This window comes from Kitasatospora sp. NPDC052868, from assembly GCF_044547105.1.
Taxonomy (GTDB): domain Bacteria; phylum Actinomycetota; class Actinomycetes; order Streptomycetales; family Streptomycetaceae; genus Kitasatospora.
On record NZ_JBITZW010000009.1, the window covers coordinates 41,018 to 61,983 of the forward strand.

The 20,966-nt window shown below is 70.1% G+C and carries 17 protein-coding genes and 2 pseudogenes; 11 read left to right on the top strand and 8 right to left on the bottom strand.

Going from position 1 to position 20,966, the window contains the following annotated elements; all coding sequences use genetic code 11:
- Window positions 1-114 precede the first annotated feature (114 nt).
- The 4 genes from ACIGZJ_RS17170 to ACIGZJ_RS17185 are packed head-to-tail and all read left to right on the top strand — an operon-like array spanning window position 115 to window position 5,184.
- Window positions 115-873 (top strand): TnsA-like heteromeric transposase endonuclease subunit, encoded by a 759-nt coding sequence (locus ACIGZJ_RS17170; RefSeq protein WP_396457959.1) that lies wholly within the window; start codon window positions 115-117, stop codon window positions 871-873.
- Entirely contained in the window at window positions 870-2,984 is a 2,115-nt protein-coding gene (locus tag ACIGZJ_RS17175; protein ID WP_396457960.1) for a Mu transposase C-terminal domain-containing protein, read from the top strand. The genes ACIGZJ_RS17170 and ACIGZJ_RS17175 overlap by 4 nt, the downstream gene beginning before the upstream one ends.
- Entirely contained in the window at window positions 2,978-4,045 is a 1,068-nt protein-coding gene (locus ACIGZJ_RS17180; protein ID WP_396457961.1) for a TniB family NTP-binding protein, read from the top strand. Before ACIGZJ_RS17175 ends, ACIGZJ_RS17180 begins: the two co-directional genes overlap by 7 nt.
- Entirely contained in the window at window positions 4,042-5,184 is a 1,143-nt protein-coding gene (locus ACIGZJ_RS17185) for a hypothetical protein (protein ID WP_396457962.1), read from the top strand. The genes ACIGZJ_RS17180 and ACIGZJ_RS17185 overlap by 4 nt, the downstream gene beginning before the upstream one ends.
- A gap of 291 nt (window positions 5,185-5,475) precedes the next feature.
- Here ACIGZJ_RS17185 and ACIGZJ_RS17190 read toward each other — a convergent pair whose 3' ends face one another.
- Window positions 5,476-5,625, bottom strand: coding sequence for a hypothetical protein (locus ACIGZJ_RS17190; protein ID WP_396457963.1), 150 nt, complete (start codon window positions 5,623-5,625; stop codon window positions 5,476-5,478).
- A 1,147-nt stretch (window positions 5,626-6,772) separates the two neighbouring features.
- Between ACIGZJ_RS17190 and ACIGZJ_RS17195 the strand changes: the two genes are divergently transcribed.
- Both ACIGZJ_RS17195 and ACIGZJ_RS17200 read left to right on the top strand, forming a co-directional pair.
- Window positions 6,773-7,222 (top strand): hypothetical protein, encoded by a 450-nt coding sequence (locus ACIGZJ_RS17195; RefSeq protein ID WP_396457964.1) that lies wholly within the window; start codon window positions 6,773-6,775, stop codon window positions 7,220-7,222.
- 83 nt (window positions 7,223-7,305) lie between these two features.
- Window positions 7,306-9,981, top strand: coding sequence for a tetratricopeptide repeat protein (locus ACIGZJ_RS17200; protein ID WP_396457965.1), 2,676 nt, complete (start codon window positions 7,306-7,308; stop codon window positions 9,979-9,981).
- A 248-nt stretch (window positions 9,982-10,229) separates the two neighbouring features.
- On the opposite strand, the gene ltrA is transcribed toward ACIGZJ_RS17200, so the two are convergent.
- The 3 genes from ltrA to ACIGZJ_RS17215 form a co-directional block, all read right to left on the bottom strand.
- Complete coding sequence (gene ltrA / locus ACIGZJ_RS17205; RefSeq protein WP_396457966.1) at window positions 10,230-11,699, bottom strand: group II intron reverse transcriptase/maturase; 1,470 nt, start codon at window positions 11,697-11,699, stop codon at window positions 10,230-10,232.
- 570 nt (window positions 11,700-12,269) lie between these two features.
- Window positions 12,270-12,683, bottom strand: coding sequence for a DUF402 domain-containing protein (locus ACIGZJ_RS17210; protein WP_396458178.1), 414 nt, complete (start codon window positions 12,681-12,683; stop codon window positions 12,270-12,272).
- 30 nt (window positions 12,684-12,713) lie between these two features.
- On the bottom strand, window positions 12,714-13,310 hold the full coding sequence (locus tag ACIGZJ_RS17215; protein ID WP_396457967.1) for a hypothetical protein: 597 nt from the start codon (window positions 13,308-13,310) through the stop codon (window positions 12,714-12,716).
- Between the two features lie 163 nt (window positions 13,311-13,473).
- On the opposite strand from ACIGZJ_RS17215, the pseudogene ACIGZJ_RS17220 reads away from it, so the two are divergent.
- Together ACIGZJ_RS17220 and ACIGZJ_RS17225 are read left to right on the top strand one after the other, a co-directional pair.
- Window positions 13,474-14,152, top strand: a pseudogene (locus tag ACIGZJ_RS17220) (phosphotransferase family protein); the annotation flags it as partial.
- A gap of 574 nt (window positions 14,153-14,726) precedes the next feature.
- Complete coding sequence (locus ACIGZJ_RS17225) at window positions 14,727-15,248, top strand: hypothetical protein (protein WP_392939490.1); 522 nt, start codon at window positions 14,727-14,729, stop codon at window positions 15,246-15,248.
- 61 nt (window positions 15,249-15,309) lie between these two features.
- Here the strand turns inward: ACIGZJ_RS17225 and ACIGZJ_RS17230 are convergent, their stop codons facing one another.
- Window positions 15,310-15,708 (bottom strand): hypothetical protein, encoded by a 399-nt coding sequence (locus ACIGZJ_RS17230; RefSeq protein ID WP_396458189.1) that lies wholly within the window; start codon window positions 15,706-15,708, stop codon window positions 15,310-15,312.
- On the opposite strand from ACIGZJ_RS17230, the gene ACIGZJ_RS17235 reads away from it, so the two are divergent.
- A complete protein-coding gene (locus ACIGZJ_RS17235) occupies window positions 15,674-16,267 on the top strand; it encodes a transposase (RefSeq protein WP_396457968.1) in 594 nt (197 codons plus the stop codon). The genes ACIGZJ_RS17230 and ACIGZJ_RS17235 overlap by 35 nt on opposite strands.
- 194 nt (window positions 16,268-16,461) lie before the next feature.
- Window positions 16,462-17,229 carry a class I SAM-dependent methyltransferase gene (locus ACIGZJ_RS17240; RefSeq protein ID WP_396457969.1) on the top strand — a complete coding sequence of 256 codons (768 nt, stop codon included), beginning with the start codon at window positions 16,462-16,464 and terminating at the stop codon, window positions 17,227-17,229.
- Between the two features lie 69 nt (window positions 17,230-17,298).
- Here the strand turns inward: ACIGZJ_RS17240 and ACIGZJ_RS17245 are convergent.
- Window positions 17,299-17,391: pseudogene (locus tag ACIGZJ_RS17245) on the bottom strand (AAA family ATPase); the annotation flags it as partial.
- A gap of 471 nt (window positions 17,392-17,862) precedes the next feature.
- On the opposite strand from ACIGZJ_RS17245, the gene ACIGZJ_RS17250 reads away from it, so the two are divergent.
- Window positions 17,863-18,282 carry a hypothetical protein gene (locus ACIGZJ_RS17250; RefSeq protein ID WP_396457970.1) on the top strand — a complete coding sequence of 140 codons (420 nt, stop codon included), beginning with the start codon at window positions 17,863-17,865 and terminating at the stop codon, window positions 18,280-18,282.
- Between the two features lie 111 nt (window positions 18,283-18,393).
- On the opposite strand, the gene ACIGZJ_RS17255 is transcribed toward ACIGZJ_RS17250, so the two are convergent.
- Both ACIGZJ_RS17255 and ACIGZJ_RS17260 read right to left on the bottom strand, forming a co-directional pair.
- On the bottom strand, window positions 18,394-19,392 hold the full coding sequence (locus tag ACIGZJ_RS17255; protein WP_396457971.1) for a helix-turn-helix domain-containing protein: 999 nt from the start codon (window positions 19,390-19,392) through the stop codon (window positions 18,394-18,396).
- A 323-nt stretch (window positions 19,393-19,715) separates the two neighbouring features.
- Window positions 19,716-20,918, bottom strand: a complete 1,203-nt coding sequence (locus ACIGZJ_RS17260) for an FAD-dependent monooxygenase (RefSeq protein WP_396457972.1) — start codon at window positions 20,916-20,918, stop codon at window positions 19,716-19,718.
- Window positions 20,919-20,966: the final 48 nt, after the last annotated feature.

Genomic DNA, 20,966 nt, shown 5'->3' on the forward strand with positions numbered 1-20,966 from the left:
CTGCCACAACATCATCACTCTTTCGTGTGACGGTATTCCGCTCTTGATCACGGCCCCCCGCAGCGTGCTCCACCCTCGCAGTGCAGGGGCTGGCCGCAGTAGGTGGAGGTGCTTGTGAGCGAGTCAACGGCAGCGGCTTTAGCCTGGGATATCGCGTCGGCGGTCGAGGTGCGGTTCGTCGACGCTGATGGTGCCGAACGTCTTGGCTCGCTGGCCCGTCACTGGAGCGAGCCCTTCGAACTTTCCTTGCCGGTGCGCACGTTCATCGCGTTCAAGGGGCAGAAGAACTTCACCGGCGAGTACTGGTTGGCCACGTCCCGGTCCCAGGTGGGCTACGAGTCGTGGGTGGAGCGGGACGCGGCGATGGCGCTGGACTTCGATCCGGCTGTCGTCGCACTGGCCTCGCAGCCCTTCCGGCTCACCTGGACGGACGGTGAGCGGGAGCGCGGGCATACCCCGGACTACTTTGTCCGGTTGCTGGACGGCACCGGTGTCGTTGTCGACGTGCGACCGGAGGCACTGGTCGACGAGGACACCGCCGAGGTCTTCGCGTTCACCGCGCGGGTCTGCGAGGAGGTGGGCTGGCAGTTCCGCCATGTCGGCGACCTGCACCAGCCCTACCGGGCGAACCTGCGCTGGCTGTCCCGTTACCGCCACAGCCGCTGCCATCGCGCGCCGGTGGCCGACCGGCTGCGGGAAGTCTTCGCCGAGCCCCTGCCCCTGCTCGCCGGGGCGGAACAGGTCGGGGACCGGCTGGCCGTGCTGCCGGTGCTTTACCACCTGCTCTGGCAGCAAGAACTGACGGCGGACCTTGTGACGGCCCCGCTGGGCATCGACACGCTGGTGCATCTGGTGTCCCGGGACCGGCGATGACGTCCGCGCGGCCGGGTCTGCTGCGGCTCGGTGACCGGGTCAGGTTCCAGGAGCACACCTATACCGTGGTCGGCCTGACCGGGATGCGGGTCCGGCTGGCCGACACGCACGGCACCGGCATGCTCGTCGACCAGGTCCACCTGCAGTCGACCGCGGACTTCGCAGTCCTGGGGGGCGGCGACCGCACCGCGCTGGGCTCGGTTGCGCTGCTGGACCGTCTGCCCGGGCCGGTGGCCGAGCGTGCTTTGTGGTGGCAGCGGCACCTGGTCGAACTTCTCACCGGCCTGCCGCCCGACGCCCCGGCGGGGGCGCGGGCAAAGCCCGAGTACGACCCGGCCTGCCGTTCGCTGGCGGAACGCGAGCGGGCGAAGGCGGCCGAACTGGTCGCGCTGGGCGAGGGGGTCACGGCGCGGACGGTGAAGCGCAAGCGCCAGCAGTACGAGGCCGGCGGGATCGCAGCGGTGGTGGACCACAGGCTCGCTCCGCACACCTCGCTGACCGGCCGGGCCGACCCGCGGGTGGTGGCCGCGATCCGCCAGGCGATCGCCGAGAGTGTCCCGGCCTCCACCCGCACGATCGAGCACGCGCGCTGGCGGACCGAGCGGATCCTGGAGGCCGAGCACGGCCAGGGCGTGGTGGAGATGCCCTCGCGCCCGACGTTCTACCGGCTCTTCGACAAGCTGTCGCACGGAGCCCATGTCACCGGCTCAGCCCGCACCCGCCGCTCGCTGGCCGACCAGCCCGAGGGTCCGTTCCGCTACGAGTCGGTCGCCGCCCCGGGCGAGCTGATGCAGATCGACTCCACCCCGCTGGACGTGCTGGTGCGGCTGGACCACGGCGTCCCCGGGAGAGTCGAGCTCTGCGCCCTCATTGACCTGGCGACGCGAACCGTCGCCGCGGCGGTGGTGCGGCCCACCACCAAGTCGGTGGACGCCTGCCTGCTGCTGGCCCGCGCGCTGACCCCGGAGCCGATGCGGCCCGGCTGGGTCCAGGCCCTGGCGATGTCCCGCTCGGTGCTGCCGCACCGCCGGCTGCTGACCCTGGACGAGCGACTGGAGCACGCCGCGGCCCGGCCGGTGATCATCCCGGAGACCATCGTCTGCGACCGGGGCAAGGCGTTCATCTCGGACAACTTCCGCTCCGCCTGCCGCACCCTGGAGATCACCTTCCAGCCTTGCCACCCACGCTCCCCGGCGGAGAAACCCCATATCGAACGCACCATCGAATCAGTGACCACGCTGTTCTGCCAGTTCCTGCCCGGTTACCTCGGTCGCACCGCCGAACACCGCGGCCGGGACGTGGAGGACGAGCCGTTGTGGTCGATGCTGGAGATCCAGGAATTTCTCGACGAGTGGCTTGTCGCCAAGTGGCAAAATCGGCCGCATGACGGGCTCCGCGACCCGGGCGTTCCCGGCCGGACCTTCACCCCGAACCAGAAGTACGCCGCCCTGGTCGAGAGCGCCGGCTACCTTCCCCTCGCTTTGAGCGGCGACGACTACGTGGAACTGCTGCCCGCCACCTGGCGGGCCGTCAACTCCTACGGCATCAAAATCAACAATCGCATCTACGACTGCCCCGATCTGGCCCCGTTCCGACGCCAGCCCTCCGGTGTCACACGCAAGCGGAACCTGTGGGAGATCCACCGAGACCCCTACGACGCTGCCTGGATCTGGATGCGCCACCACTGGGAGACCGGCTGGATCCCGGTCCCCTGGAAGCACCTCGGGAGCGTCCCGCAGCCCTTCGGCGACCTGGCATGGGACCACGCGGCAGCCGACCTGCGGAGCAAGGGCAACCCGACACCGACCGAACAGGAGATCGCCCGGGCCGTCGCCAAGCTGCTGGTCAGAGCCAACCAGGGACCGGCCGATCAGGACGACGGACCTGCCGCGCGGCCGTCCAAGCGCGACCGGCGCGTCGCCGCCAAGACCCGAGCCGCCGCCGAGAGCACCGGACCGCGTCCGCCCAGGCCAGAACCACCACCAGCCACCGAGAACGAGCTGTCTCTCCACGGTGACGAGGCGGTGGACAGCACAGATGACGAGCCGATCGCGAAGGTCATTCCGCTCGGCGTCTTCGACCCCTTCAAGGAGGCGGACAAGCGATGGTGACCGCGACCGGACCCACCCTCGGCCAGGACACGGACCCGGGTCGACAGCACGGATGGCGACGCGCCCTGGACCGCGAAGACCTGCACCGCTACCTCACCACCCTGGAGGGCTGGCGGGAGTTCACCATCCAGGACCCGGCACCCCCCGACCTCCTGACCGAGAACCAACTCACCAACCTGGACGACGACGGCCGGCTCGACTACGACGACGGCCGCCTCGACTACCACACCCGCCTGACCGTGGCCGCGACCTCCACCTTGCGCACCGTCGTCCATGCCGGCAGGCGGTTGACCCTGCTCAACCGGCACGCGATCAGCGCCCGCCGGGGCCTGATCCTGTCCGGCGCGGCGGGGACCGGAAAGACCACCGCACTCACCCAGTTCGGCAAGACCATCGAGGTCATCGACCGGCGCCAGCACCCCGGCGTCGACGGCCGGATCCCGGTCGTCTACGTCACCGTCCCGCCCGCCGCGACCTCACGCATGCTGGCCGTTGAGTTCGCCCGCTTCCTGGGCCTTCCCGTCACCACCCGCGCCAACATCACCGATGTCATCGAGGCCGTCTGCGGCGTCCTGATCGACGCAAGAGTGAGCGTCGTGTGTGTCGATGAGCTCCACAATCTCTCACTGGCGACCAGGAACGGCGCGGAGGTCTCGGACACGCTGAAGTACTTCTCGGAGCGGATCCCGGCCACTTTCGTCTATGCGGGGGTGGACCTGGAGGCGAACGGGCTGTTCAACGGCACCCGCGGGCGGCAGATCGCCGGGCGCTTCGCAGTCATCGACACCATTCCCTTCCCCCGCACCACGGAATGGACCGGCCTGGTCAGCACCTTCGAAGAGGCCCTGCGACTGCACCACCACCAGTCCAAGACCCTCGAAGGGCTGGCCCACTACCTCCACCAGCGCACCGGCGGCATGATCGGCAGCCTGTCCCACCTCATCCGCGGGGCCGCCATCGACGCCATCCTCGACGGCACCGAGAAGATCACCCGGCACTCGCTGGATCGCGTCAAACTCGACCGCGCCGCCCAGACCCGCAAGACCAAATCGGCTTCATGACCACCAGCGTTGACGACGGCGACCGGCTCCGCCCACTGCCGGCTCGCCCCCGCCCCAAGAGCGGGGAAAGCACCGACTCCTACATCCGCCGCCTGGCCCGCGCCAACCACCTCAAGCCTAGCTACCTGCGCGGATACCTCGCCGGGCCACCCGACTACGGCTACGGAGGTCGTCCCCGAGGCGATCGGCTCGCCGCAGTGACCAGACGTCAGCAAGACGCGCTCGAACGGGCACTGCCAGACCTGGCACCGAGGAAACCGACTGAGCCCGACGAGCCGGAGAAGCCCAAAAGGCACGTCACCCTCAGCGCGGACAAGCCCGCTCTCTTCGCCGCCATCCGACGTGACGCCCACAAGGAACACCTGTCCGTCAAGGCGTTGTCGACGCGGCACCACGTGCACAGCCGCACCGTCCGGCAGGCCCTCGCCTCCCCGACACCGCCGCCCCGAAAGCCGCGCACGGTCAAGGAGAACCCGGTTCTGGACCGCATCCGGCCCGCCCTCGACGCCATCCTCGACGAATACGCGGCAACGAACGGCGGCCAACTCCCTCCCACCCGTCTGATCTGGGAAAGACTGCTGGACGAGCATGACGCCGACGTCTCCTATGCCACCGTGCGCCGCTTCCTCGTCGGACATCCGCTCACGAACCCCAACGGCGTTTCCGGCACACCACGGCGCACAACGGGAGATTTCCTCGGCGCCACCCATCAGGCCCTGCAAGCCAACATCATCAGGAACCACCGCGGCCTGCTGGCAGCCATTCGCCAACAGCCCGCGATGCACGGCATCGACGGCTCCTTCGCGACCACCACCGCCTTCGTCCTGGGCTGCGACGCCGGGACCTCCTGGAGCATGCTCACCGGCTTTCACGAGTGGCTGGTCGTCCGGCTCGGCAAGGGACATGACCTCACCTGGCCTGCCCTCGTTCGCCACCTCGCCCCAGCAGGCTGGATCCATCCGCTCACGCCCCACGCCGACATCGAAGCCGTCGCGACGCTCTTCCAGCTCCTGGGCGAGTTCTTGGACCAACGAGAGCAACCCGACGGCCTTGCAAGGATCTTCAGCGACTACCAGTCCTGGCTGAACACCCAAAGCTGGTATCACTTCGAAACAGCAGGCACAGACCAGATCAACTGAGACGACACCTCGCATCCCAGCTTCCGGGACCAGATCACTTGAGATTTTCGGCACCTCGGCGTCTCAATTGACCTGGTCGCCGCAGGTCACAGCCCTACTCGCAGACCAGGTCATTTGAGACGGGACAACATCGAGCTCGGACCACCGACTGGGGGTTGACAGGCGGTCACCGGATCCGCAACCTTCGCGCGCGCCCGACGTGCGCGCGCCTCGGAGGTCTCCGAAGTACAGGTCCGACGATTGTGATTGTGAAGATGAACTACTGGCCGTGACGAACGGACGGGTTTCGGATCAAGGGCGCGCGAGCCCTTCGAGCTCGCGCTCCGTGGCCCGCAGCGCCGCCTGCGAGGCGCGGGTGGACCGCTCCTCCGCCAAGGCGACGAAGCGGGCGATGACCGCGGACTCCGCCTCGCTGAACAGCTCCTGCGTCTGCTCCGCCACGTCGCGCACGCTCGCGCCCTGCGCCCCGGCCCGCCCGGCAACCGAGGCGCACCGCGAGCGGCGGGCCGCCCATGTGGTGGCGTCGTGGCGTCATGGAGCCGTGACGCCGGTCTACTCGGTTCCGGCGTCCCGCTGGCGGCCCGACGGCCGCCGCGGGGCCGGCCAGGCGGCCGTCCGGACGGGGTGCTGCCGGGGGGCCGGGGGCGGGTGCGATGGCGGGCCGGGCGCCTCAAGCAGAATTCCCAGAGAATTCAGACCACCACATCAAACAGCAATTCCCGTCAAATACGGCAGACGAAATACCGGACCGACCCAGGCAGCATTTCCGACAGGCCGTCAAATCGGACCGGCCCGGGAACCACCCCAGAACCGCCGCCACCCTCCCCCGGACCTGCGCCACCACCCCGCCAGCCCGCGACACGAACACCCACAGTCACCGAAACCAGCACCCGCCGGATCCTGCAGCCCGGCACCCGACCAGGACCCGCAACCCCGAAAATTGGTCCGACAACATGAGCAGGCGAACGGGAAACCCGGCCAGGTCACACGGCACACCCCCAACGGCGGACCGGCGGGCCGACTGGCAGCAGGCCCGGCGCGCCTGGACGGCAAGGCAGGGCAAGCGGACAGCCTGCGGGGAGTTCCGTCACCTATGGCCGATGACGCAACCACCCCGCTCCGGGCCGGGCCGGGCTACGGGCAGGCGGGCGGGGACGGCCCGGGGGCGGCCACCAGGAGCAGTTGCTCGACACCGGCACGGCGCAGCAGCAGCCCGGGGCGGGAGGCCAGTCCGCGGGCCGGGTGGCGGTGGCCGGCAGGCGGGCCCGGGCGGCAGTCCGACGGACCGACAACGGGCGGGGCAGGCGGCGGCCTGACGGGCTGGCAGCAGCCGAAAGGCGGGCGGCGGCTGTCCTCCGACAGGTGATCTTGACCGTTTTGCCAAGCGATCTTGACCACCGATGGAGCGGGGTGCGAGTAGGTGCCGGTTGCCGCCCTGACACCCTGGTCCGATGGATGACTTTGCCGGTACGCAGGCTCCGATTCGCCGACTGACCGATCCGGACCTTTTCCCGCCGCCCTGTGCCGGCGTTCCGTAGACTTGGTCTTGATCGCCCATATCCGGTGCGGTCAGGGGGAGTTGGGGATTATGGAACTCGATGCGTTCATGGCAGTGGCCGGTCCGGCCGTCACCTCCGCAGCGGCCGCCTACGGCGGCGCGGTCCTGACCCGGGCCGAGGAGGCCGCAGCCGACGCGACCGTGGGTCTGGGGCAGCGCATCATCAACTCGGTCTGGTGCCGCAGGGACACGCAGCAGCGAGCCGAGCTGGAGGCCTGCCTGGACGGTGCCGGCCGGCCGGGCGACGAGGACGCCATGGGCGCCCTGCGCCACCAAATCCGGCGTGCCCTGCGCTCCGATCCGGAACTGCTGGCCGAGTTGGCCGCCCTGCTGCCCGCCGGGGACCCCCAAGGCGTCACCAGCGTGGAGGCCAGTGGCACCGGCTCGGTCGCGGCCGGCGGCAGCATCCACGGTTCGGTGACCACCAACGTCACCACCACCCCTGCCTCACCCGCCGCCGCGCCAGCCGTCGCCGAGTGACGAACCCTCACTCGCCCGGCTCCATCTCGGTCCATGCCGAGGGCATCGCGTCGGTAGCCGCCGGAGGCAGCATCCATGGTTCGGTGACCATCCGGACCACGGTGCTGCCCGCCAGCGCGGTGCGCGACGCCGCCGACACCGAGGCCCGTGGCGTGGTGTCCCTGCGCGCCCGAAAACACACCTTCACCGGCCGGACGGCCGAGCTGGCCGAGGTGCGGGCCGAGTTGGCCCGGGGCACCGGCACTCCGGCCGTGGTCCTGCACGGCCTGGGCGGGGTCGGGAAGACCGAGCTGGCCCTGCAGTACGCCCACCTGCACAGCGAGTCGTACGACCTGGTCTGGTGGATCGACTCCGCCGTCCCCGGGGCTACCGAGGCGGCCCTCGCCGCGATCGCCGAGCGGCTGAGCCCGCACTGGACGGGCACGGAGCCGTCGCTCTCCGCCCGGGCCGCCTGGGCCAGGGCCTGGCTGCAACAGCACGACAGATGGCTCCTGGTCCACAACAACGTGGAGGAACCGGCCCTGCTGGGGGACCTCCTGGGCAGTCTCCCGCGCGGACACCATCTGATCACCAGCCGGTACGCCACCGGCTGGCAGCGCCAGGTACGGTTCGTCGGCCTCAGTGTCCTCCCCCGCGCCGACTCCGTGGCGCTGATCGCCTCCTGGGTACCGTTCGCCTCCCCGAAGGAGGAGTGGCACGCCGGCCAGCTCGCCGGGGAACTCGGCGACCTGCCACTCGCCCTGGAACAGGCCGGCGCCTACATGGACCAGACGATGACCAGCATCGAGGAGTACCGAAGCAGCCTCCACGAGTTCCTGAACGAGGCTGCCCTCGACCACGCCCGCGACGAGCAGACCGTCGCCGGCGTCTGGGCTCTGACCCTGACCGCGCTGGCCGAGAGCAACCCACTCTCCGTCGAGCTGCTCCACACCCTGGCCTGGCTCGACCCCGACGGCCTCCCCCGGGAGCTGCTGGCCGACCTCACCGCCGGTCCAGTCCAAGTGAGAACGGCGCTCGGCCTGCTGCGCGCCTACAGCATGGTCACCCTCTCCCTGGAGGAGGTGACCGTCCACCGGCTGGTGCAGAAGGTGCTGCGCGACCGGGCCACCCGCGAAGCGGCCGCGCTGGCCACTGCAGACGGGCCGCCTCCCGCACGGCGCGGACGGGAGGCCGCCGAGCGCATCCTGCTAGCAGCCGTGTACCCCAACGGGCCGGAGGAGGCTCCCGACACCGTCCAACTCGCCCGGCTCGCAGCACACGCGACCGCGCTCTCCACCACCGACCCCGGCACCTACCGCACCGGGCCGTCCCGGCTCTTCTCCGACACCGCGCTGCACCTCCATGAGCGCGGCCAGACCGTCCGGGCGCTCCCGCTCTTCAAGGTCTACGCCCGGCACGCCGCCGACGGCTTCGGCGCCGACCATCCGTTCACCCTGAACGCCCGCGGCGCGGTCGTCACCTCGCTCAGGGCGGCGGGCCGGCTCGAGGCCGCGGCCGACCTCCTGGAGGAGCTCTTGGAACGGGCCACTCGGGTGCTCGGCGGCGGGGACCTCATCACCCTGCACATCCGGGCGAGCCTCGCGGAGGTCCATCTGGCGCGCGGCCAACTGCAGCGCGCGGAAGACGGGTTCGCCGCGGCGGTGGCCGACAGCACCGCACATCTCGGCCTCGATCACCCCCGGACGCTCACGCTGCGGAACAGATTGGCCACCACCTACGAGAACGGCCACCAGTTCGACCGGGCGATCGAGATCTACGAGGACCTGCTCCGCCACGAGCACGGCGGCCTGGTCCACTGGGAGCAGGAGTACTCGGCGCCCCTGCAGCTCAACGCCGCCACCGTCCGGAACAACCTGGCCGGGGCCTACGAGGGCGCGGGGCGATCCGCGGAGGCCATCGCCACCTACCGCGAGGCGCTGGCCGACATGGTCCACCGAGTGGGGGCGGACCACCCGAAGGCGCTGGAGTGCCTCGGCAACCTCGGCTACGCCCTGGACGCCGCCGAGCAACGGGAGGAAGCCTCACGGATCTACCGGGAGGTTGCGGAGAAGCGCGTGCGGATCCTCGGCGAGGACCACCCCGACACCCTGCTGAGTCAGAGTAACCTCGCCTACATGCTCCTCAAGACGGGAGAGCCGGAGGCGGGCCTGGAGCTCTGCCGCAGGACCCTGGTCCAGCGCGAGCAGATCCTGGGCGTGCTGCACGCCGACACCCTGGCGAACCGGAAACTGCTGGCCTCCGCCTACGACTGGGCCGGCGACCCCACGACCGCCGCCGAGCTGTTCGAAACCACCCTCCAACAGCACCGGGAGGTCCTGGGCAGCCGGCACCCCGACACCCTGCCCACTCTCTCCGGCTACGCAACCTGCCTCATGCGGGCCGGGAACGCACCCGGCGCCGTGCCGCTGCTGGAGGAGGCCCTCGCCACCCAGGAGGAGCTCTCCGAGCCGGAGGGCATGGCGGCCATGACCTACCGTCACAACCTGGCCACGGCCCTGCGGGACACGGGTGCGTTCGACCGCTCCGAGGAACTGCTCACCACCGTCCTGGAGCAGCGCACCCGCCGACTGGGCGCTGACCACCCCGACACGCTGATCAGCAGCGGAAGTCTGGCCCGGCTGTACCAGCTGACCGGCGACGTCGACCGGGCCGTCCCGCTCTACGAGTCGGCGCTCACCGGCCTCACCGCCACCTTCGGCACCGACCACTGGAGCACCCGCGCCCTGGCCGACTACCTCGCCGAGGCCCGTACGGCCTGAGAGCCGTCCGCAACGGGCACGGCGCCAAGAAGCCACTGTCGTACCGATCGTGGGACGTGTCGATCGAACGGGAGTCTCGATCCGGCCGGCGGTGTAGTCGTCGACGACCCCGAGCCGGCGCAGCTGGGCGTACTCGCAGAGTAAGCCCGGGGCGCGGTGGCAAGGTTGCCCCTGCTCCGTTTCCCCGGACTTCTCGCCGAACCCGGCGTGCCCGTCTCCGAGCACCGGGCTCTCCACGGCATCTGCCGTCAGCTTGGTTGCAGGGTCCATGGGTTGGGGATCTTGTTGCCTCGGTAGCGGTACCGGGTGACCGGGATCTCCGCGCACCTGCGCAACTTGACGTCGCCTGCCGTGATAGGCCGCCACTCTCCGGAAGGAGTGATCAACCTCCGACGGACGTCTCCGAAAGTCCAGTCGTGCCGCGAACGCAGCATGCGGACGACCCTCCACCAGGTGAAGGCGTCCACCATCGCGAAGACTCGCTTCGCGATCGCATACCGGAAGTATTCGGCCCAACCGTGCGTGATCATGTTCAGCCTGGTCAGCACGTAAACCATGTCCTGCTGCGACAGCCTGTGGGTCATGGCACGGATCTTCGACTTCACCGAGCGCACCGCGCGCCTGGAGATGTCGGTGTAGACGTGCCACTTGTTCGTCCCTCGCTTGCGGCGCCACTGGATGCGGAACCCCAAGAAGTCGAAACCCTCGCTCAGGTGCACGATCCGGGTCTTGGCTGGTGACAGCCTCAGCCCGATCGTCCGGAGCACCTGGGCGATCTCCTCGCGCAACGCCATGGTGTCCTGCTCGGTCCCATAAACCAGGACGGCGAAATCGTCCGCGTAGCGGACGATCCGCCATGTCGGCAGGCCCTTGAGGCGGCGGCTCCTGCGCCTACTCGTGGTGGACATCGAGCCGTTGCCCTCCCAGGGCTCCTGCAAGTGCTCATCGAGCACCGACAGAGCGATGTTGGCGAGCAACGGGGACAGGATGCCCCCTTGCGGCGTGCCGGTGTGGCTGTCCCGACGCTCGCCGAGCTCCGTGAGGACCCCGGCTTTCAGGAATGCCTTCACCAAATTCAGGACCTTCTTGTCCTTGACCCTCGCCCGGACCCGGTCCATCAGAGCGGCGTGGTCGATCTCGTCGAAGCACGCCTCGATGTCCGCGTCCAGGACCCATCGGTATCCCTTGGTACCGAAACTGTGGATCTCGGCAATCGCGTCCTGAGCACGCCGCCTGGGCCGGAACCCGTAGGAGACCGGCATGAAGTCGGCCTCGAAAATCGGCTCCAGCACCAGCTTCAGCGCAGCCTGAACGACCCGGTCGGTGACCGTGGGAATCCCCAGCCGCCGAACCTTCCCCGACCCGCCCGGCTTGGGAATCTGCTTCTCCCGCACCGGAAGCGCCCGGAACGCACCCGACTTCAACTGGGCGCGCAGGTCGTCCAGGAACCCACGGACCCCGATCTGCTCCTCCACGTCGGCGGCCGTGAGGCCGTCGACGCCGGCAGAGCGGGCTCCTCGGTTTCCCGCGACCCGGTCGAACGCCGTGACCAACGTCGCCGGGTCGTGCACAAGGTTGAACAGGTCGTCGAACCGGCGACCGGGATCGGCCACCGCCCAACGGTGAAGCTTGGCCTGCATCTCCGATACCCGCTGCCACGACCCCATCGGGATCGCCTCCAGCAGTGCGCCACCGTTCGGCGGTGCGTCTTTCGGCATTGCAGCCTCCTCCCCTCTCAATACCGCTGCCGCCCTTCCCCATGTACCGGGCTCTCCCCGGCTCGGAGTACTACGGCGGCTCCGCCCCACTCAGGCCGTTCGGCGGTCGATGCGCCTATCCCCGTCGACAACTGGCCGTTACCGCCCGTGGAGCTGTACCTGGTGGTTCCCGTGTTCACTGTGATTCGCTCGGTGGAGTAGGAGCCCGACTGTGTCCCCGCAGCATCGCCATGAGTACGCCGCAGGCTTTCCTCATGGCCTCCGGGTCGGATAAGACAGGCCTTCCCAGGAGTTCCGGCCACCCAAGTAGCAGGCGGTCGTGCGCACCGCATCCGGCCCAAATCCGCCAGGTTAGAGCCGGTGGAAGAGTTAGGGACGTAACGACGCCGGTTCCTCGCGTACTCCTCTCCACCACGCTTGCCGGACCCACGTCATCTGGCAGTGCTGACGCGTCCCGTCGTTGTCAGGGCTGCTCCCGCCCTCCCCGGCATCACCCGGCTCAGGCTGCCCTCGGCTTCACCGTCCTGCTGCGACAGGATCAGTGGCGCAGGTCTCTCACCTCCGCACGAATCACAGCGCCTCACGGCGCAAGTCCTGGTCCTTCCAGTGGTGTCCGGACAGGTCGGGGGTGACGACCAGGTCGAGGGCGAGGTCCATGGTGTCGATGCCGAGGCCGGGGCGGCGCTGGTAGGGGCGTTCGAAGTTCATGTACCAGCGCAGGGGTTCCTTGGTGGCGGCTTCCTGGAAGCAGTGGACGGAGAACCACTCGCCGGCCAGGAAGTGGCTCAGCAGCTCGGCGCCCTGCCAGCAGTAGGGCCCGCACTGGTCCTTCCCGGCAGTCGTTGGCCGGAGCCGGGTGGGTGCCGGGCACGGTCGGGTACGGCATCGGCCGGGCTCGGCCCGGGTCGGCCCGCAGCACGGGCCCCGGGGTGCAACAGCGCGTTGAACCCTGGGCCTTCCCCATGATTCCTCAGCCAGGCTAATTTGGGGCGCCGAAAGCTTGGTGCGACTGGACTACCGCGCCCAACGCCCCATGGCCGGCGCGGTGCCGATCAGACACTCGATGTCGGTCGGGAAGCCGACGAGGGCGTAGGCGGTCAGGCGCAGGTGGCCCTCAAGGCAGACCAGGTTGTCCTGCCTCTCACCGACGAGGATGAGCGGAGGAAATCGCTCACCTCTGATGAGCGCGTGGGCTGCGTCGACGAACGGTTCGTTGGGCACGTCGAACGCCCGTAGCCCTGCCTTGATGCGCGCGGCCGCGTCAGTCGGCCGACGGCTGCCACCCGACAGTTCGACCCAGTAGGAATAGTCGAGGTAGCGCACGTCGGCCGCCTCGTCGGCGGACAGGAGTGCCCTGGTCCACGTGACGTGAGTGGGGAAGTTCTCGAACAGGTCGCGGTTCTCGCCGTACCCGCGCGTCGCAGCGAGCAGAGCGCGACGTGCGAGGTTCGCTCCACCGTCGGAGAGGTCCGGATGCGTCAGCAGCTGCTCGGCCTGCCCGGCTGCCGCCAGATGGGACCGGAGGCTCTGGCCGAACCTCCCGCTGGACAGCTCGCCGCTCAAGAAGCAGGCGACCATCTCGTCCTCACTGCTCACACCCAGTACCTGCACGACCGTCAGCATAGGACCGACCCGGTTGGGCGCCACAGCCTGCTCGCACGTCATCTCGTCGACAGGTCTTGACTATTGCTCGCTGCAGGAGCCAACAGCCGGACTGCGGCTGACACGCGATAACCCAGCGAATGTCATCGGCCGTCCTGGGACACCGGCCGCCATGAATGAGGTCAAAGTCGTCGTCGCCCATTGCGAGCGCGCGACCCTGCGCGTCGGCGACGTGTTCTTGAAGGTAGACCCCGATCAGGCGCGCATCGACGTTGACATCGACGTTGAGGTTGAGGCGATGGCCCTGGCACCGGTCCCGACGCCGGAGGTCCTGTCGCGCAAGCCGCCCGTGCTCGCGATCGCCGCGCTTTCGGGGACGGCGCTTGGGCGCCTCGGCGAGCCGTCGACCGCTTCGTCGGCGGCTTGGGCCGCGGCGGGGTGCCGCCATTCGGAAGCTGCACGAGGCGCCGTTGCCGCCCTGGCCCGGTCGGCGCCGCCGGGGTCCCGACGAGTTGGCGGCGGAACTCGACGGCGAGTGCGAGTTGCTCGTGACGAACGGCGTCCTGCCCGCCGACCTGGTCACCCGCAACCGCCAGGTCGCCGAGGCGGCGATCCGGCCGTGGACTCCGGCGTTCACGCACGGCGACCTGCAGATCGAGCACGTCTTCGTCGACGGCGACGAGGTCACCGGCATCATTGACTGGTCCGAGGCGGGCCGGGGTGATGCCCTGTTCGACCTCGCCACCTTGACGCTCGGACACGAGGAGCACGTCGAAGACGTCATCGCCGGCTCTGGCACCGACAGCGACCTCGACGTGATCCGCGCGTGGTGGTCGTTGCGGAGTCTGCTGGCACGCGCCGCAGCTGGCCGCGATGCTTCTGGCGGGCGTGGCGATCGCCGTCCTCGGCGCCCTCGTCCCGGCCCGGTCCGCGGCCCGGATAGCCATCGCCTCGGTACTGCACACCGAGTAGACCGGGGTGGACCGGGTGCGGCACCCCTCCCCGGGCAGCGGCGGGAGAGCAGGACGCCCCGCCCCCGCGTCCCGGCACCCCCTCCGGAGCACCGGGACAACGCGGGCGGGACGAGACGGGCCTCTCGGGGCCGGGCAACGGCGGCTCGACGGCGGCCAAACACTTCGACGCCCCGGCCGGCTGACCCGTACGGCCCCAGGATGGTGGACCCCGCCATTCCACCTGTACCGAACGCCCTGGCAGGGCGGTGCGCCCCGGTCAGCCCGCAGGTCGGCCGGGGCGCCGGTGGCGGCCGGAATACGGCGGACCGCGCGGCACCGGCCTTGCCGGGGACCTGTGCCCCTGACAGTCTTCCGGCACGTGCCCTGCGGTGGCCGGGGCACGGGCCAGACCCCCGGTCGGCCCCGACCCGTTGACTCTGCCCGATGGACGAACCGACCAGGAGTGCCCGCCATGCCGCGTACGACATTCCATGTGCCCCCCACGCTGCTCGCCACCACGGCGACGGCTGCCCTCGTCCTCGCCACGGCCCTCACCGCGGCGACCGCCCCGGCCGCCGAAGCCGGGACCATCGCCCAGGCCCCCAAAGCCGGGACCACAGGGGCCACCGCGGCCACCTCAGGCTGGACCTGCTCCGTCCCGTCCGGCTACACGTACACCTCGTCCCGCAGCTCCTACGCCTGCTCGGGAGGCAGCAGCTACCGGACCACCGAGTTCTACGCCGAGCCGCCCGCCAACGGCCTCTGGGCCTGCACCACCATGCCCGGCTACACCCACACCGGGGTCATGAGCAACTACACATGCTCCAGCGGCGGGAGCTACACGACCAACCAGTTCCTGCTCTACAAGCCCGTGACCGGCATGTGGGCCTGCTCCGTGCCGTCCGGGTTCACGTACACGGCCACCCAACAGAACTACACCTGCTCCGGCGGCGCCAGCTACACCACCACCCAGTTCCTGCTGCGCGCCCTGTAGCCGCCGAGGGCCCCGGGCCCGAACGCGCGCTGGCTCACGAGCCCGGTCTCCAGCCCGAGGGCTACGGGTGCTGATCCGGCTGCTGCTGCGGGATCCGGGGCTGCCGCGGAACTCGGTGGCGAGTCAGCTGCGGTGCGGCCAGGCCGCGGCCATGTCGCCCAGGAGGACGTCGGGCAGGACCTCGTTCCAGGCTCCGGCGAGGGCGACGGGTCGGCGGCGACAGCAGGGCCGGGGAGTCGTCGCCGCTATGCCGCGAGGCGTTGAACTCGTCCACCGGGCAGACCAGCCGGACCCCGAAGGCGGCCTCAATCTCGACAGCTTTGCGGGCCCGCAGGAACCGGTGGAAGCCCTTGAAGATCTGGACATAGCCGCGGCGGGTGGCCGGGGCCCGCCCGTCCACCGCCAGTCCGCCGACGACGCGGTCGATGTCCTCGGGGGTGACGGCCACGAACGCTTCCACGCATAACGCCTGGAACTCCCAGGGGTCCAGGGCAGCTGGCAGATCAGGGACCATCCGGCCCTCGATCACCCGGGGCTACCGCGGTGACGTCAACACCGTTCAGCGTCATCTGCGGCTCTACCGAACCGGAGCGATCCCGGCGGAGGCCCCACCACCCCACCTGACCGTCCGCCGCGTCACCGACTGGATCATGCGCCGACCCGAGCGGCTCGACGACACCGAACGCAAGTGCCTCGACGAGCTGTGCGAACGCAGCCCGGCCCTGGCCACGACTACCCTGTACGCCCGGCGCCTGGCGACCATGGTCCGCGAACGCCGCAGCGAGCACCTGGCCCTCGATGTCTGGCTCGCCGACGTCCGCCTCGACGGGCAACCCGAACTCCGCAGCCTGGCCGGCGGCATCCGACGCGACCACGCCGCCGTTCTCGCGGCCCTGAACACCACACTCACCTCGGGAGCAGTAGAGGGCAACGTGACCAGGATCAAGCTGCTCAAGCGCCAGATGTACGGGCGGGCCAACTTCGACCTCCTACGCCGCCGTATCCTCCTATCACCGTGATCAGCCAGCCAAGACCCCTCAATCAGCGACAGAGCCCGGAAGTTGGACCAGAACCTGAGTTTCAGCAGCAGTTGGTGATCAGCGCGCTCGCAGATGTCCACGAGAAATGACGGCACTGTCGTCAGCTAGGGCGTTCGTGCCCAGCACCAGGACGACCAGCGCCTCCAGGGAATCTGGCACGCTAATCTCAGGTCATGCCTGAGACATCAGTGGCGCGCTTCTATGACGAACTGGCCGACGACTACCACCTGATCTACTCGGACTGGGACGCGGGCATCCGTCGGCAGGGGGACGCCCTGGACGCACTGATCGGACAGGATCGCGCGGCGGTGCTCGACTGTTCCTGCGGCATCGGCACCCAGGCCATCGGCCTGGCGCTGCGCGGGCACCGGGTCACCGGGACCGACATCAGCCCCCGCGCCGCCGCCCGCGCCGCCCGGGAGGCCGCCCGCCGGAGCCTGAGCCTGCACACGGCCGCCGCCGACATGCGGCGCCTCCCGTTTGCCGATGGCCGGTTCGACACTGTCGTCTGCGCCGACAACTCGCTGCCCCACCTGCTGACAGAGCAAGATGTGAACGCCGCCCTGGCCGAGATGCGCCGGGTCCTGCGCCCCGGCGGCCAGCTGCTGATCAGCACACGTCCCTACGACGACCTGCTGCGCGATCGCCCGGCCTCGACGCCTCCGCAGGTCTCCAGGGTCGCCGACGGCGGAGAGCGAACCGTCACCTTCCAGCTCTGGCACTGGCACGACGACGGGGAGCACTACGACCTGGAGCACTTCCAACTCCTCCCGGCAGGCGGAGAATGGCGCGTCCAGGTCCGCCGCACGACCTACTGGGCACTCGGCCATGACCGGCTGGCCGGCCTCGCAGCCGAGGCCGGGTTCGTCGCCCCCCAGTGGCGGATGCCGCAGGAGACAGGCTTCTTCCAGCCGCTGCTGGTGGCCCGCGCCGGCGGATAGGCGGTTCCATCGCCCGGCGCGGGACGGCTGGTACCAGCCGGCCTTGGCCGCCTGCTCGGCGCGGGCTCGGGTGCCGGCGAGGCGGTAGGAGCCGGTCCCGGTTTCGATGATGGTGCCGTTGGAGGTGAGGCGGTCGACGATGGCCGCGCAGAGGCGGGGGTCGAGCCGCGGAGCCCCGCAGAGGCCGTGACGGAACATCACGGGCCCTCGCGGCGCCCGCAGCAGGCCTGGCCGGCGCTCGCCCCCTTGGCGTGGGGTGCGGGGCGTCTACGGCGGTCGCACCGGGGCGAACTGCTCGACGACCGCGCGGGTGGTGAGGACGGGACCTCCGCCCTCGGGTGAAGCGTGCCGATCTGCGCCGGGTGGTGGGTGATGGGCGATGGGCGGGTGGTGCGCTCACGGACCGGTCCGGAGCGCCCTTGCACACCTGGCCAAGTTCTCTGCAAGGGCAGCACAGTCGGCGCGGCCCGGCAGACCTAGGGTCATGGCACGGCGAAGCCCGATCGACGCGGCGAGACGACAGGGGCGAATCCTCCCTGATCAGCCACCGGACGACGGGCCTGTCGGTCACCGACCCGTGGCCGACCCCCAGATGGTCCGCACCACCCGACTCCTCCCCAGGAAGGCACCACTATGCGTATCCGCAAGGCGATAGCGGCTCTCTCCGTCACGGCCCTCGCGTCGCTCGGCACCATCGCGGCCGCCCCGGCTGCCCAGGCCGCCCTGACCGGCGGCTACGGCTGCTCGGGCTCCCACATATGGTCCGGGAACGTGGGCGGCGCGGGGACGGTCCACACCTACTACGACGGCTCCACCAACTGCTCGGTCTTCGTCAAGGACACCTACGCGGGCGTCAAGACGTACACCGACATCTACATCCAGAAGAGCGGCGACTCCGGATGGATCGACGGTGGCGGGGGCTACTACACCACCTACGCCGGGCCGGTCAGCATCTACGCCCCCGGCGCCTGCATCCGGGAGTGGGTCATCGAGAACAACCCCAACGGCGACAACATCGTATACGGGCCCACTCCCTGGCACTCCTGCAGCTGACACCGTCCGGCGGCTGGCGGGGGCATCGGACAGGCAGCCACCGGTGAGAGGGCGGGGGGTGGTCCCGGCGGAGTGCCTCGGCCCCATGGCCGCACCCTGCCCACGTCTCGATCACCTCGCGGGCCGGTCCTGCGGGTGGTCACCTGCCGGGTCGCAGGTGCGGTCGAGGTCGCGCCAGGCGCGCGGGGAGAGGCCGTACGCCTGTTTGAAGGCCCTGCTGAAGTGAGTCGCGTCCACGAAGCCCCAGCTGTGCCCGATCGCGGCGATCGACCGGTACCGCGCCTTCGGTCCGGCCAGTTCCCGCCGGCATTCCTCCAGACGGTTCGAGCGGATCCAGTCGCCCGGGGTGACCCCTGACCGCGCCAGCAGTGTGTAGAGGTGCCGAACCGAGACGCCGTGTGCGGAGGCGATCTGCGCTGCGGACAGGTCGCGATCGCGCAGGTGCGCCCGCATGTACCGGAGGATCCGGAGGTTGAACGTCGCCTCCGCCGATTCGCGGGCCAAGGACGAGTCACCGAGCCGGGAGGTGACGGCGGCGCGGATCAGATCGAGGCTGGGTTCCGTGACCGCCTGGGCGTACCGGTCCTGGTGGAGGCCCTCGGTGGCTGCCAGTTGGGAGAAGTAGGCGTAGGCGAGGGCGGCGACGGGGCTGTCGGCGCGGAACGTGACGGCGGTCATCTCCCTCAGTAGCGGTTCGGGCAGCGCGAGCGCGGCGCGCGGGAAGCGCAGGAAGTGGTGGTCGACACCGCCGTCGAAGCCGAGGGCGTACGGCACGGACGTGTCGTAGAGGGCGAACTCCCCCGGTCTCAGCACGGCCTCGCGATCGTTCTGCGTCACCACGCTGGTACCCGTCACCTGGAGGCCCAGGAAGATCTCCGGCTCGGTGTCCTCCCGCGCCAGCCGTGGTGTCCGCCGTATCGTCAGACCCGTCGCCCGTCCCGAGCAGACACCGATGCAGCCGACCGTGTTCAGCTTGACCTGGACCGAGATGTTCTCCGGCGCGTGGTGGTGGTCGATCTCGATCCGTACGACGGACTCCCAGACCGCGGACCGGACCGCTTCCTCCCGGTCCCCCGGTGGAAAGGCTGCCGTGTCCAGGGTCGCGCTCACAGAGCAGAGCCACCCGGCGACCGCACGGGTGCGGCACCGAGAACCGCAGGGGACGGACAGCGCGGCTCAAGACGGCCGTCCCGGTGCTGTCTCCGCACTGAGTGTCCTCCCCCCGAAGGCCCGTTCCGTGCCCAGGATGGCAGGGCCGGTCGCGGCACGCAACGGGTGCTGACGCGGCCGGTTTCCCGGCCGGCTACCCACCGCCGCGAGGCTCGACTGGTTGCCCCGATCACCAGCTGAGGCGGTCCGGTGGACGCAGTAGGGCCCGGGCCGCGCGGCCCGGGCCCTACTGCGTCCTCGACGGGCCCGGTCGAGGGCTGCCGTCAGACGGTACCCGTGGCCACGGCGGCCGCCGCCGGCTCGGGTGAGGGCGATGCGCTGTAGTCGCGCAGCCGGATCGGGGTGGTGCGGGTGTTCTCGGGTGCCTGGGCTGCCAGCATGTCCAGGATCTCCTGGGTGGGGGCGGGCATGAAGAACCGCTCCGCGCCCTCGCGACCCAGGCTCTGGTGCTCCGTCGCGTAGCCGCGCATCTCGCGCTCGTACGCGGCGAATGCCGTGGCGTGGTCACCACCGGAGGCGGCGAGTTCACCGGCCAGGATGTAGGCGCCGATCAGGGCCTGCGAGGTGCCGCGGCCGGAGGTCGGGCCGGCGCAGTACCCGGCGTCGCCGAGCAGCACGACCCGCCCCTTGGACCAGGTGTCCATCTCCACCTGGGCGTTGGCGTCGAAGAAGAAGTCGGGTGCCTGCGCCATCTCCTGGAGCAGGCGCGGGATCTCCCAGCCGTCGTCCGCGAAGCGTTCGGCGATGATGCGCTGCTGCCCGGCGCGGTCGTGGCGGTCGTACTCCAGGTGCTCGGCGGCGAAGTGGAAGGCGGCGCGGGCCTCGGTGTTGGCGCGGGCGGTGAAGATGTTGGCGGCCTTGCCCGGGGCGGCGTAGAGGCGGCCGGTGTTCTTCAGGCCGAGGTAGTTGTCCAGGCTGAAGATGGCGGTGTAGATACCGAGGTGGCGCACGAACTGCTCTTCGGGGCCGAAGGTGAGTGCCCGGGTGCGCGAGTGCATACCGTCGGCGCCGACGACCAGGTCGAAGCGGCGGGCGGCGCCGCGCTCGAAGGTGACCTCGACGCCGTGCTCGTCCTCGGTCAGGCTCGCGATGGAGTCCCCGAAGACGTACTCGACGTCGTCGCGGGTGGCCTCGTACAGCATCCTGGTCAGATCGCCCTTGAGGACCTCCAGGTCGCCCGCGAAGATCACGGCCGGCAGGGTCGCGTACTGGCGGCCCTCGGCGTCCACCATGGCGGCGTCGCCCATCTCGGTGTCCAGCTCGCGGATCTGCTCCAGCAGGCCCATCCGGTCCAGCACGTCCAGGGCTTCGCCGCGGAAGTCGACCGCGTAGCCGCCCTCGCGCACCGCTTCGGCGCGCTCCACCACGGTGGGGACGAAGCCGTGGCGGCGCAGCCAGTAGGCGAGGGCGGGGCCGGCCACGCTGGCGCCGGAGATCAACACGGTGCGGGCGGTGGTGGTGGTCATCTCGGGTTCCTCTCTCAGGTCGATGCGTACAACGTATGGGCGGCAGAT

Excerpts from the sequence above, each read along its gene's own strand:
- ACIGZJ_RS17235 (WP_396457968.1), top strand. The coding sequence starts at position 15,674 with ATGTCCTCGGGGGTGACGGCCACGAACGCTTCCACGCATAACGCCTGG.
- ACIGZJ_RS17225 (WP_392939490.1), top strand. The coding sequence starts at position 14,727 with ATGCCGCGTACGACATTCCATGTGCCCCCCACGCTGCTCGCCACCACG.
- ACIGZJ_RS17195 (WP_396457964.1), top strand. The coding sequence starts at position 6,773 with ATGGAACTCGATGCGTTCATGGCAGTGGCCGGTCCGGCCGTCACCTCC.
- ACIGZJ_RS17185 (WP_396457962.1), top strand. The coding sequence starts at position 4,042 with ATGACCACCAGCGTTGACGACGGCGACCGGCTCCGCCCACTGCCGGCT.
- ACIGZJ_RS17180 (WP_396457961.1), top strand. The coding sequence starts at position 2,978 with ATGGTGACCGCGACCGGACCCACCCTCGGCCAGGACACGGACCCGGGT.
- ltrA (WP_396457966.1), bottom strand. The coding sequence starts at position 11,699 with ATGCCGAAAGACGCACCGCCGAACGGTGGCGCACTGCTGGAGGCGATC.
- ACIGZJ_RS17260 (WP_396457972.1), bottom strand. The coding sequence starts at position 20,918 with ATGACCACCACCACCGCCCGCACCGTGTTGATCTCCGGCGCCAGCGTG.
- ACIGZJ_RS17240 (WP_396457969.1), top strand. The coding sequence starts at position 16,462 with ATGCCTGAGACATCAGTGGCGCGCTTCTATGACGAACTGGCCGACGAC.
- ACIGZJ_RS17175 (WP_396457960.1), top strand. The coding sequence starts at position 870 with ATGACGTCCGCGCGGCCGGGTCTGCTGCGGCTCGGTGACCGGGTCAGG.
- ACIGZJ_RS17250 (WP_396457970.1), top strand. The coding sequence starts at position 17,863 with ATGCGTATCCGCAAGGCGATAGCGGCTCTCTCCGTCACGGCCCTCGCG.